The organism is Actinomadura fulvescens (genome assembly GCF_039533225.1).
In the GTDB taxonomy this organism is placed as follows: Bacteria; Actinomycetota; Actinomycetes; order Streptosporangiales; family Streptosporangiaceae; genus Spirillospora; species Spirillospora fulvescens.
Window position 1 is genome coordinate 612,346 of record NZ_BAAATD010000002.1, and the last position, 11,868, is coordinate 624,213.

Annotated in this window: 9 protein-coding genes; 2 read left to right on the forward strand and 7 right to left on the reverse strand. The window is 70.4% G+C overall.

Annotated features, from left to right (window positions below; all coding sequences use genetic code 11):
• Positions 1–47: 47 nt before the first annotated feature.
• Positions 48–1,052: a LacI family DNA-binding transcriptional regulator gene (locus tag ABD333_RS09660; protein WP_344539774.1), complete on the forward strand. Its 1,005-nt coding sequence runs from the start codon at positions 48–50 to the stop codon at positions 1,050–1,052.
• Between the two features lie 177 nt (positions 1,053–1,229).
• Complete coding sequence (locus ABD333_RS09665) at positions 1,230–4,184, forward strand: glycoside hydrolase family 3 C-terminal domain-containing protein (protein WP_344539776.1); 2,955 nt, start codon at positions 1,230–1,232, stop codon at positions 4,182–4,184.
• A 47-nt stretch (positions 4,185–4,231) separates the two neighbouring features.
• Here ABD333_RS09665 and ABD333_RS09670 read toward each other — a convergent pair whose 3' ends face one another.
• The 7 genes from ABD333_RS09670 to ABD333_RS09700 all read right to left on the reverse strand — a co-directional run bounded on the left by ABD333_RS09670 (position 4,232) and on the right by ABD333_RS09700 (position 11,781).
• Complete coding sequence (locus ABD333_RS09670; protein WP_344539777.1) at positions 4,232–4,825, reverse strand: dihydrofolate reductase family protein; 594 nt, start codon at positions 4,823–4,825, stop codon at positions 4,232–4,234.
• A gap of 80 nt (positions 4,826–4,905) precedes the next feature.
• Positions 4,906–5,925 (reverse strand): LacI family DNA-binding transcriptional regulator, encoded by a 1,020-nt coding sequence (locus ABD333_RS09675; RefSeq protein WP_344539779.1) that lies wholly within the window; start codon positions 5,923–5,925, stop codon positions 4,906–4,908.
• A 31-nt stretch (positions 5,926–5,956) separates the two neighbouring features.
• Positions 5,957–7,351 carry a GH1 family beta-glucosidase gene (locus tag ABD333_RS09680; protein WP_344539781.1) on the reverse strand — a complete coding sequence of 465 codons (1,395 nt, stop codon included), beginning with the start codon at positions 7,349–7,351 and terminating at the stop codon, positions 5,957–5,959.
• Positions 7,348–8,190 carry a carbohydrate ABC transporter permease gene (locus ABD333_RS09685; RefSeq protein ID WP_344539783.1) on the reverse strand — a complete coding sequence of 281 codons (843 nt, stop codon included), beginning with the start codon at positions 8,188–8,190 and terminating at the stop codon, positions 7,348–7,350. Before ABD333_RS09685 ends, ABD333_RS09680 begins: the two co-directional genes overlap by 4 nt.
• Positions 8,187–9,170, reverse strand: a complete 984-nt coding sequence (locus ABD333_RS09690) for a carbohydrate ABC transporter permease (protein ID WP_344539784.1) — start codon at positions 9,168–9,170, stop codon at positions 8,187–8,189. Before ABD333_RS09690 ends, ABD333_RS09685 begins: the two co-directional genes overlap by 4 nt.
• 93 nt (positions 9,171–9,263) lie before the next feature.
• The gene (locus ABD333_RS09695) at positions 9,264–10,568 is read right to left on the reverse strand and encodes an ABC transporter substrate-binding protein (RefSeq protein WP_344539786.1); all 1,305 of its coding nucleotides are present in this window, start codon (positions 10,566–10,568) and stop codon (positions 9,264–9,266) included.
• Positions 10,569–10,665: 97 nt separating this feature from the next.
• Complete coding sequence (locus tag ABD333_RS09700) at positions 10,666–11,781, reverse strand: ROK family transcriptional regulator (RefSeq protein WP_344539787.1); 1,116 nt, start codon at positions 11,779–11,781, stop codon at positions 10,666–10,668.
• Positions 11,782–11,868 lie beyond the last annotated feature (87 nt).

Here is an 11,868-nt window from a genome sequence, read left to right on the forward strand (position 1 = left end):
CGCACTTATCATTTACCTAATCGAAACGCTTCAATTAGGGACGGTCCGTGGTCAAGATCACCGACGTGGCGCGCCATGCGGGAGTGTCGCCCAGCACGGTCTCCTATGTGCTGAGCGGCAAGCGCTCGATCTCCGCCGAGACCGTCCGCCGGGTGCGGGCCAGCATCCGGGAGCTCGGCTACCGGCCGCACGCCGGCGCCCGCGCGCTCGCCAGCAGCCGGTCCAACGTGCTGGCGCTGGTGATCCCGCTGCGCACCGGCATCCACGTGCCGGTCGTCATGCAGTTCGCCGTCTCGGTCGTCACCACCGCGCGGCGGTACGACCACGACGTTCTCCTGCTCACCCAGGAGGAGGGCGAGGAGGGGGTGCGCCGGGTCTCCGACAGCGCGCTGGTCGACGCGGTGATCGTGATGGACGTGCAGCTGCACGACGAGCGCCTGCCCATGCTGCGGTCGCTGGACCGGCCCTCGGTGCTCATCGGCTTCCCCTCCGACACCGAGGGGCTGACCTGCATCGACCTGGACTTCCGCGCGACCGGTGAGGCGTGCCTGGAGCATCTGGCCGGGCTCGGCCACCGTGTCGTCGGCCTGGTCGGCTCGCCGCCGGAGGTGTACGAGCGGGAGACCGGTTACGCCCAGCGCACCGCCGAGGGCTTCCTGGCCGCCGCCGGGCGGCACGGCGTCACGGGCACCGTCCACCCGTGCGAGGCCACCGGCGAGGCGGCCCGCGCGCTGGTCGGCCGGCTGCTCGCCGAGCAGCCGGAGCTGACCGCCGTAGTGGTCCACAACGAGCCGATCGTGGCGCCGGTCGTCAAGGCGTTCCAGGACGCCGGCCGGCGCGTGCCCGGTGACCTGTCCGTGGTCGCGATCTGCCCCGACGAGCTGGCCGAGCACGCCGAACTGCCGCTGACGTCGGTCGCCATCCCGGCCGAGGAGGTGGGGCGCCGGTCGGTGGAGCTGCTCATGGCCAAGCTCGACGGCGCGGAGGTGCCGCCCGCCACGCTCCTGCCGCCGCGGCTGACCGAACGCGCCAGCACCGCGCCCGCCGGCTGACGAGGAGACGTCTGTCCACAGTTTTCGCTCGGTACTAATCGAAGCGCTTCGATTAGTCGTATTTCGGGGGCAAGCCATTTCCGTCACATGTACGGCTTTGACGATCAGAGGAGAATCGTTGTGGCATCCACCCGTTCCCCCGGCCGGCTTCGGCGGCCGTTGATCCCCCTGCTATCGGTGACTCTCGCGGCCTCGGTCGGCCTGGCCGCTCCCGCCGCCGCGCGGGAGACCCTCCCCTTCCGTGATCCGGCGCTGTCGCTCGACGCACGGGTCGCCGACCTGCTCGGTCGGCTGACGCTCGACGAGAAGATCTCGCTGCTCCACCAGTACCAGCCCGCCATCCCGCGCCTCGGCGTCAAGGCGTTCAAGACCGGCACCGAGGCGGTGCACGGCCTCGCCTGGACCAGCTGGGGCGACCAGAAGATCGACGCCGACAGGGGCACGGTGTTCCCGCAGGCAGTCGGGCTTGCCAGCACCTGGGACCCCGATCTCGTCAAGCAGGTCGGGAAGACGACCGGCGTCGAGGCCCGCGGTTACCACTCCACCAACGACGAGCGGATGTACTGGGGCCTCAACCTGTGGGCTCCGGTGACCAACCTGCTGCGCGACCCCCGGTGGGGCCGCAACGAGGAGGGCTACTCCGAGGACACCACGCTCACCGCCGCGATCGCCAACGCCTACGGCAAGGGGATGCAGGGAGACGACCCCAAGTACCTGCTCACCGCGCCCACGCTCAAGCACTACCTGGGCAACAACAACGAGACGCTGCGTTCGACCACCGACGTGCAGCTGCGCGAGCGGGTGCTCAACGAGTACGACCGGCAGGCGTTCAAGCCGATCATCGCCGCCGACGGCGCGACCGGCGTGATGTCGGCCTACAACCTCGTCAACGGGCGGCCCAGCGCGGTCAACCCCGATCTCGCCGTCGGCGGCCTCGTGCGGTCGTGGACGAAGAAGGACCTGTTCAACGTCACCGACGCCGGGCTGCCCGAGAGCCTGGCCGGTCCGGGCACCGATCCGCGGTGGAACACCAACTACTACCCCGACTTCACCCAGGGCAACGCGGCCATCCTCAAGGCGGGCAACGACAGCTTCACCGCCAACAACCGCGACGCCACGATCACCGTCACGGCTGTCAAGGACGCGCTGGCCAAGGGGCTGGTGAAGGTCTCGGACATCGACGCGGCGGTCCGGCACGCGCTGTCGGTCCGGGTCCGGCTCGGCGAGTTCGACCCGGACGGCGGCCCGTACGGGAAGATCGACACCTCGGTGCTCAACACCGACGCGAGCAAGCGGCTCAACCGCCGCACCGCCGCCGAGGCGATGGTGCTGCTGAAGAACTCCGGCAAGGCGCTGCCGCTGAAGAAGGGCGCCGCCAAGAAGGTCGCCGTCGTCGGGCCTCTCGCCGACGACGTCTACACCGACTGGTACTCCGGGCAGATGCCGTACAAGGTCACGCCGGTGGACGGCATCAGGGCCAAGCTCGGCGCGGGCGCCACGGTCACCGGCGTGCGCGGCGACGACCGGATCACCCTCAGGGACGTCAGGAGCGGCAAGTACGTCACCGGGGGATCAGGGGCCTCCGGCGCGCCCCTCGCCGTGAGCGACGCCGTGCCCGCCGCCACCTCGCAGTTCGACGTCACGGACTGGGGCGACGGCATCGTGACGTTGCGGAACGCCGCCAACGGCAAGTACGTCGGCTGGAACTGGTCGAGCTTCGCCAACGACCAGGCCGAGCCGAACGGATGGTTCGTCCAGCAGCAGTTCGCGCTGGAGAAGCAGGCCGACGGCAACTACAAGCTGCGCTACGCCGGTTACGAGACCCACGAGACGTGGTTCGGCTCGGGCAACTATGTCGGCATCGGCGAGGACGGCAGGCTGAAGCTCACCACCAAGGACGACGCCGCGGTCTTCTGCAAGAAGACCCTGGTGAACGGCGCCGACGTGGTCGCCAAGGCGGCCGGGGACGCCGACCAGGTCGTCTTCCTGGCGGGCAGCAACCCATCGGTGAACGGCCGCGAGAACTACGACCGGCCCTCCACGAACCTGCCCGCCGGGCAGCGGACGCTGATCAAGGCCGCGCTCAAGGCCAACCCGAGGACCACCCTGGTCCTGGAGAACAGCTACCCGACCGCGATCACCTGGGAGCAGGAGCACGTCCCGGCGATCGTGTGGACCTCGCACGCCGGAGCCGAGACCGGCAACGCCCTCGCCGACGTGCTGTTCGGCGACACCGGCCCGTCCGGTCACCTGACCCAGACCTGGTACCGGTCCGACCGCGACCTGCCGAGCATCGTCGACTACGACATCATCAAGTCGAACCGGACGTACCTCTACTTCCGCGGCAAGCCGCTCTACCCGTTCGGCCACGGCCTGTCGTACAGCACGTTCCGGTACGGGAGGCCGAAGGTCAGCGGGTCGGGCGCGAACGTGACGGTCAGCGTCCCCGTGACCAACACCGGCGAGGTCACCGGCGCGGACGTCGTGCAGCTCTACTCGCACCAGCGGACCTCGCGCGTCAAGCAGCCGCTCAAGCAGTTGCGCGCGTTCCAGAAGGTGCGCCTGGGCGCGGGCCGGACCACGACCGTGCGGCTGACGTTCGCCAAGTCCGACCTGGCGCACTGGGACGTGACGCGCGGCAGGCGGGTCGTCGAGTCGTCCACCTACGACCTGCTGGTCGGCGCCTCGGCGGGCGACATCCGGCAGCGCGCCTCGATCAAGGTGACCGGGGAGCGCGTTCCGGCCCGCGACCTGGGCACGACCACCCTCGCGGTGAACTTCGACGACTACTCCCGCGCGAAGCTGGTCGACGAGTCCAAGGCGAGCGGGACGGCCGTCGGCGGCGCGGCGGGCGCGTGGATCTCGTTCGCCGACGCGGACCTGCGGTCCCGGCCGGCCGGGATCAGGGCCCGGGTGGCGAAGGCGGGCGCGGGCACCGCGACGATCGAGGTCCGCGCCGGCGGGCCGCGCGGGCGGCTGCTCGGCACGCTGACCGTGCCGTCCACCGGCGGCAAGTACACCTACCAGGACGTCACCGGCCGGATCGCGCGGGCCTCGGGGCGCCAGGACGTGTACCTCGTCTTCGGCGGTGACGTACGGCTGAGCTCCTTCTCGTTCACGGGAGGCCGCTGAACTGCGGCGGGCGCCCGGGTCACCCCGGGCGCCCGCATCCCGTACGTCTAACGAGCCCGATACGTCACGTGCGTGACGAGGTTCGTCCCCGCCACGCTCACCGGCTCAAGCTCCAGGTCCCCGACGTCCTCGAACAGGCGCTCGCCCTTGCCGAGCACGACCGGCGCCACGTGCAGCCGCAGCTCGTCGATGAGCCCCGCAGCCAGGTACTGGTTCACCGTCCGCGCCCCGCCCGCGATCGCCACGTTCCGGTCGCCGGCGGCCGCCCGCGCCCGCTCCAGCGCCGCCTCGATCCCCTCCGTCACGAAGTTGAACGTCGTGCCGCCCTTCATGGTCAGCGGCTCCCGCTCGTGATGGGTCAGGACGAAGACCGGTGCGTGATAGGGCGGCTCGTCCCCCCACCAGCCCGTCCACTCCAGGTCCCAGTCCCCGCGCCCGGGCGTGAACATGTTGCGCCCCATGATGAAGGCCCCCGCGTCCGTGATGCCCTCGATGGCCTCGGCGTTGGCCTCGGGCCGCTCGAACATCCACCGGTGCAGCGGCCCCTCGGCCCCCTCACCGAGCGGGTTCTCCAGGCTCTGGTGCGGCCCCGCCACGAACCCGTCGAGCGACGCCGAAATGTCACAGGTCACCTTGCTCATCGCTTCCGTCTCCTCTCGTTGCGCTTCACAACGTGGTCGGAGCCGGCGACAGGTCCTCGACATCCCCGGCGAAATCTTTTTCAGGCTGAGTCGCGGAGTACCAGGTGAGTCTCCAGGATGACGACCGGGTCGGCCACCTGTTCGCCCTGGATGCGGGAGATAAGTAGGCGGGCCATCTGCCTGCCCATCTCCTCGTTCGACTGATGGACGCTGGTCAGCGGCGGGTCGGCCAGGGGCGCGCGGGCCGAGTCCTCGAAGCCGATGACGGCGACGTCCTCGGGGATGCGGCGGCCCGCCTTGTGCAGGACGTGCATCGCGCCCAGCGCCATCGGGTCGTCGGCGGCGAAGACCGCGTCGAGCCCGGGCTCGCGGGCCAGCAGTTCCTCGGTCGCGGCGCCGCCGCTGGCCTCGCCGAAGTCGCCGTAGGCGATGAGCTCGGGCAGCCCGGCCGCGGCGACCGCCTCGCGGTAGCCCGCGAGGCGGTCGATGCCCACGCCCATGTCCTGCGGCCCGGCCACCGTGGCGATCCGGCGGCGGCCCCGGCCGACCAGGTACTCGACGGCCTGGCGCGCGCCGTTGCGGTTGTCGACGTCCACGTAGCTGACCGGAGCCAGCCCCGGCGGGCAGCCGCCGAGCACGGTCGGCACGCCGCCCGCCTCAAGCTTGGCGGGCAGCGGGTCGTCGCCGTGCAGCGAGGTCAGGAGCACGCCGTCGACGTGCTGGCCGGTCAGGTAGTGCTCCAGCCTGGCGTACTCGTCGGGAGACTGGGCCAATGCGAGGAGCATCTGCAGGCCGGTGGAGTTGAGCTCGGAGCTGATCCCCCGGATGATGCCCGCGAAGAACGGCTCGTCGAACAGCCGCTGCTCGGACTCGGCGACGACCAGCGCCACGGTGTCGGTGCGCCGGGTGACCAGGGTGCGGGCGGCCCGGTTGGGCACGTACCCCAGCTCGTCGATCGCCTGGAGCACCGCCTCCCGGGCCTGCTCGCTCACCCGCGGCGACCCGTTGATGACCCGCGAGACGGTGCCGCGCCCGACCCCGGCCCGGGCCGCCACTTCTTCCAGGGTGGGGCGCGCCTGCCGCGCGCGCCGCACCGTCATCGGCCCTTCATCGGCTCTGCCGCCCCTCTCGTCAGCGCAGTCCGCCCTGCCGGATCACCGCCGCGTACCAGTGCGCGCTCTGCTTGGGCACCCGCCGCTGCGTGGCGTAGTCGACGTGGACCAGGCCGAAACGCTTGGAGTACCCCCATGCCCATTCGAAATTATCCAGCAAGGACCATGTGAAGTAGCCACGAAGCGGAACACCCTCGCTGATGGCGGCGTGGCAGGCCCGAAGGTGCGCGTCGAGGTAGGCGACGCGTTCGTGGTCGTCGACCGTGTCGTCGCCGTTCAGGGCCTCGTCGTAGCCCGCGCCGTTCTCGGTGATGTAGAGCGCGACCGGCGGGTACTCGGTGTGCAGCCGGGTCAGCACCTCGTGCAGGCCGCTCTCGTCGATTTCCCAGCCCATCCCGGTGACCGGCCGCCCGCCGTCGACGAACCGCACGAAGTCGCTGCCGACCCAGGGCGAGTGCGAGGAGAACGGGGACGACACCGCCTGCGTCGCCTCGCCCGGCACCCCCGACACCGTGAACCGCGAGTAGTAGTTGACGCCGAGCTGGTCGATCGGCTGGTTGACCGTGGCCAGGTCGCCGTCCTTGAGGGCGAGGTCGAGCCCGAAGCCCTCCAGGTCCGTCAGCACGTCGGCGGGGTAGGCGCCGCGCAGGAGCGGGTCGAGGAAGAACCGGTTCTGCATCCCGTCGATGCGGCGCGCCGCGTCCAGGTCGGCGTTGACGGCGCTGGCGGGGGAGATGGCGTAGAGGTTGACGGCGGCGCCGAAGCGGTTCTCCGGGCGCCGGGCGCGCATCGCCTCGACGGCGAGACCGTGCCCGAGCATCAGATGGTGGGCGGCGCGCAGCGCGGCGGCGGGCTCGCGCCGGCCGGGCGCGTGCTCGCCCGAGGCGTAGCCGAGGAACGCGGCGCACCACGGCTCGTTGATGGTCGTCCAGTGCCGGACGCGGTCGCCGAGGGCGTCGTGCACGAGCGTCGCGTAGTCGGCGAAGCGGTGCGCGGTCTCGCGTTCCGGCCAGCCACCGGCGTCTTCGAGGGTCTGCGGCAGGTCCCAGTGGTAGAGCGTCGGCCACGGCTCGATGCCCGCGCCCAGCAGCTCGTCCACCAGGCGCCGGTAGAAGTCGAGGCCGCGCGGGTTGGCCGGGCCGGACCCGTACGGCTGCACGCGTGGCCACGAGATCGAGAAGCGGTAGGCGCGCAGGCCGAGCCCGGCCATCAGCGCCACGTCGTCGCGGAACCGGTGGTAGTGGTCGACGGCCACGTCGCCGGTGTCGCCGCCGAGCACCTTGCCGGGCGTGCGGGCGAAGGTGTCCCAGACCGACGGGCCGCGCCCGTCCTCGGCGGCGGCGCCCTCGATCTGGTACGCGGCGGTGGCGGCGCCCCAGCGGAAGTCCGCGGGGAACGTGTGGTGAGTGGTCACGCCTTGATCGCACCTTCCATGATGCCGCCGATGATCTGGCGGCCGAACACGACGAACACGACGAGGAGCGGGAGGATGGCGATGGTCGTCCCGGCGAACATGAGCGTGTAGTCCTTGAAGTAGGCGTTGGCCAGGTTGTTGATCGACAGCTGCACGGTGGGGTTGTCGGGCGTCAGCACCGCGAGCGGCCACATGAACTCGTTCCAGGTCTGCATGAACGTGAACAGCCCGAGCACGCCCGCCGCGGGCCGCAGCGCGGGCAGCACGACGCGCCAGTAGATGCCGAACGTCGAGCAGCCGTCGACGCGGGCCGCCTCGATGAGCTCGTCGGGCACCGCCTGGTCGGCGTACTGCCGCATCATGAAGACGCCGAACCCGGTGACCAGGAACGGGACGATGACCGCCTGCAGGCTGTTCTGCCAGCCGAGCTCGACCATGATCATGTAGAGCGGGACGATGCCCATCTGCACCGGGATCATCATCGTGGCGATGACCGTCAGCAGCAGCGCGTTCTTGCCGCGGAAGCGCAGCTTGGCGAACGCGAACCCGGCGAGCGAGGCGAAGAACACCGTCGAGATCGTCACCGCGCCGGAGGCGATGAACGAGTTGATCAGGCCCTTGGCGAAGTAGACGTCCTCGGTGCCGAACAGCCGGCTCACGTTCTCGCCGAGCTTGCCGCCCGGCAGCACCGGCGGCGGCACGTCCGAGACGACGTCGTTCGTGCGCGTCGCCACGACGATCATCCAGTAGATGGGGAAGACCGACAGCGCCAGCGCCACGATCAGCGTGAGGTAGGTGAGCGGGCTGGCGTCCCAGAGCCCGCGCAGGCGCGTGGTCATTTGACACCTCCGGTGCGCCGCACGAACAGGAAGTTGAGCAGCGAGAAGACGATGATGAGGAGGAAGAGCGCCCAGGCCACGGTCGCGCCGTAGCCGTACCGGTCATGGCCGAACGCGTTGTCGAACATGTACATCGTCACGGTCTGGAACTGGTGCACCGGGCCGCCGTCCATGCGGTTGGGCGTGCCCACGCTGAACAGCACCGGCTCGGTGAACAGCTGCAGCCCGCCGATGGTCGAGATGATGACCGTGAAGATGATCGTCGGCCGCAGCATCGGCACGGTGATCTGCCAGAACTGCCGGATCCGGGAGGCCCCGTCGAGGGCCGCCGCCTCGTACAGGTCCTTGGGGATCGCCTGCATCGCGGCCAGGTAGATGAGCGCGTTGTAGCCGATCCAGCGCCAGTTGACCATCGCCGAGATCGCGACCCACGACCAGCCGCGGCTCGCCTGCCAGTCGATCGCGCCGATGCCGACCAGGTCCAGGCCCCAGTTGACGAAGCCGTAGTCGCGGTCGAAGAGCTGGGTGAACACGATCGCGACGGCGGCGGTCGAGGTGATGAGCGGCGCGACCATGCCGATGCGGAACAGCGTCGGCGACCGCATCCGCCGGTTGAGCGCGTTCGCGACGAAGAGCGCCAGCAGCAGCTGCGGAACGGTCGCCAGGAAGAAGATGCCGACCGTGTTGACCACGGCGTGCCAGAAGTCCTCGTCGCCGATGAGGTAGCTGTAGTTGTCCAGGCCGACCCATTCGCGTGTCCCGGACGCCAGGCCCCAGTCGTGCAGGGAGACCCACAGCGTGTAGACGAGGGGGAACGCGCCGAAGACCAGGAAGACCAGGTAGAACGGCGAGATGAAGAGATAGGGGGAGGCCTTCAGGTCGAACCGGGCGAGACGGGAGCGCCATGACCGGCGCGGGGCCTGCGGCTCGGCGGCCTTGGGCGGGCCGCCGTCCCGGGCGGGGCGAAGGTCCACGCTCATGCGCCCTCCTTGACTGTTGGGAATTCGGGCTGGTGGGGCGGCGGCGGTGCCGGGTCGTCCTGTGAACCACGGCACCGCCGCCGCCGGCTCGGGCTACCTGGCGGCCTTCCTGGCGGCCTCGACCGCCTTGGCCCAGGCCTCCTCGGGCTTGACCTTGCCCTGGCCGACCGCGATCAGGATGTTCTCGACCGCCGACCGCACGTCCTCGTTCTTCGGGCCGAGGTAGACGGGCTTCACCTGCGCGGCCATGTCGCCGAAGATCTTGCCGACCGGGGCTTCACCGAAGTAGGCGCTCGTGTTGCCGGCCACCGCCGGGTCCTGGGCGGCCTGCGGCGACGACGGGAAGACGTTCTTGTCCTTGTAGGCGGCGACCTGCCCCTGCGGGTTGGTCAGGAACTTCGCGAGGTCGGCGGCCTCCTTGGCGTGCTTGGACTGCTTGGGCACCGCCAGCCACGAGCCGCCCCAGTAGCCGCTGCCGCCCGGTACCGTCGCGACGTCCCACTTGCCCTTGCCGAAGCCCGCGGAGAACTCCTCGATGCCGCCGAGCATCCATGACGGGCACGGGATCGTGGCGAACGTGTCGCGCTTCAGCGCGGTCTGCCACGGCGGTGTGAAGATCGACATGTCCGAGGTCATCTTCGCGGCCTCGAACTTCAGCGCCGTGTCGAACGCGGTCTTGATGGCGGGGTTGGTGTCGAAGACCAGGTTGTCGCTCTTGTCGAAGAAGCTGTAGCCCGGACCCGAGCCCGCGTTCTGCAGGACGGTGGTACGGAAGACCGCGGTCGGGCCGTCGAGCCACTTGGTCCCGGACACCTTGCCCTGGAACTTCTGGCCCGTCTCGTAGTAGCCGTCCCAGGTCGGCCAGAGCTTGGAGACCGCGTCCCGTTCGGTCGGGAGACCCGCCTTCTTGAACAGGTCCTTGCGGTAGCACATGCCGAGCGGCCCGATGTCGGTGCCCAGGCCGATGAGCTGCTTGCCGTCCGGGCTCATGCCCATCTGCCACTTCCAGGGCAGGAAGCCGCTCTGCATGCTCGCGGCGCCGTGGTCGAGGAGGTTGACGAACTTGCCGCTCTGCTGCATGTAGAGCGGCAGGATGCCCTCTTCGAGCGCGACCACGTCACCGGCGCCGCTGCCCGTCGCGATCCACTGCTGCAGCCGCGGCTTGTAGTTGTCGAGCGTGTCGACCTTGCGCTGCTTGATCTTGATGTTCGGATGTGCCGCCTCGTACTGCTTGTAGAGCTGGTCGTAGCCGAACTCGCCGAAGACGTCGACGGTCAGCTCGACCTTGCCGCCCGACTCGCCGTCGTCGCCGCCGCACCCGGTCACCGCCGCCAGCAGCCCGGCCAGCACGACGGCGATCCCCTTGACGGATCTCGGTGTTGTCAGCCCGCGTCTCATGACCGGACCCCTCTCGCTCGATCGACTGTGGGAGCGCTCCCACGAAGGAAAGACCGTGAGCCAGGTCACTGTCAATGCCTCGAAATGTAACCGTTACCTAGTGGCCGCGATCGCCAGGGGCGGCGAGGGTGGCGTCGACGGCCTCGGGGGCGAGGGTGCGGTCGAGCACCATGGCGGCGCAGCCGGTGAGCCCGGCACGGTCGCCGAGCCGGCTCGGCTCGATGCGCAGCCGGCGGGTGGCCAGGGCGGTCGCGCGCTGGTAGACGACCTCGCGGACACCCGCGATGAGGGGTTCGTAGGCGCCGGTGAGATCGCCGCCGAGGACGACGACGGCGGGGTTGAGGAGGTTGACGGCGGCGGCGATGACCTCGCCGATGCGGCGGCCCGCGTCGCGGACCAGGGCGACCGTGCCGGGGTCGCCGTCGCGGGCCAGCGCGGCGAACGCGGCGAGGTCGGAGGCGCCGGACCGGGCGAGCAGCGCGGCGCCGCCCGCGACGGCCTCGACGCAGTCGAGGTTGCCGCAGCGGCAGGGGACGCCCTCGCCGGCCCGCACGGGGATGTGGCCGATCTCCCCGGCGGCGCCCAGGGCACCGCGCTGGATCCGGCCGCCGGTGATGAGACCGGCGCCGATGCCGGTGGAGACCTTGACGAAGAGCAGGTCGCCGAGGTCGGGATAGGCCGCGCGGTGCTCGCCGAGGGCGGCGATGTTGACCTCGTTGTCCAGGAACGCCGGGACGCCGAAGCGGCCGGCGATGGCGGGACGGATCGGGACGCCGTCCCATTCGGCGGCGGCGAACTCGACCGTGCCGGGGATGCCGATGCCCGCGCCGCGGACGGTGTCACGGGGCAGGTCCGCCTTGGCCAGCAGGTCGTCCCACTGGTCGAGGAGAGAGGAGAGGGTGCGAGCGGCCTCAGCCTGGACGAGCACCTCGCCGGACAGGTCGCAGACGGCGGCCTGGCCCCGGGACTTGCCGAGGTTGGCGACGAGGACGGCGCCGCCGGCGGCGTTGAACTCCAGGCGGGCCGGTGGACGGCCGCCGGTCGAGGGGCCGTCGGCGCGTTCGACCAGGAGGCCGCGCGCGATCAGCTCGTTCACCCGGAGGGCGACGGCGGGGCGGGACAGGCCGGTCAGCCGGGCCAGTTCGGCGCGGGTGTCGACGCCCTCCTCGCGGATCAGCCGGAGCACGTCGCCGCTGGTGGAGGGGCGGCGCATCGGATCAGTGAAGCACGGGCGACTTCGGTATGTCGAGCCGACCAAGCTTCGTCACTTAGGTAAATTTACTTTCGTAAGTGGGTTGTT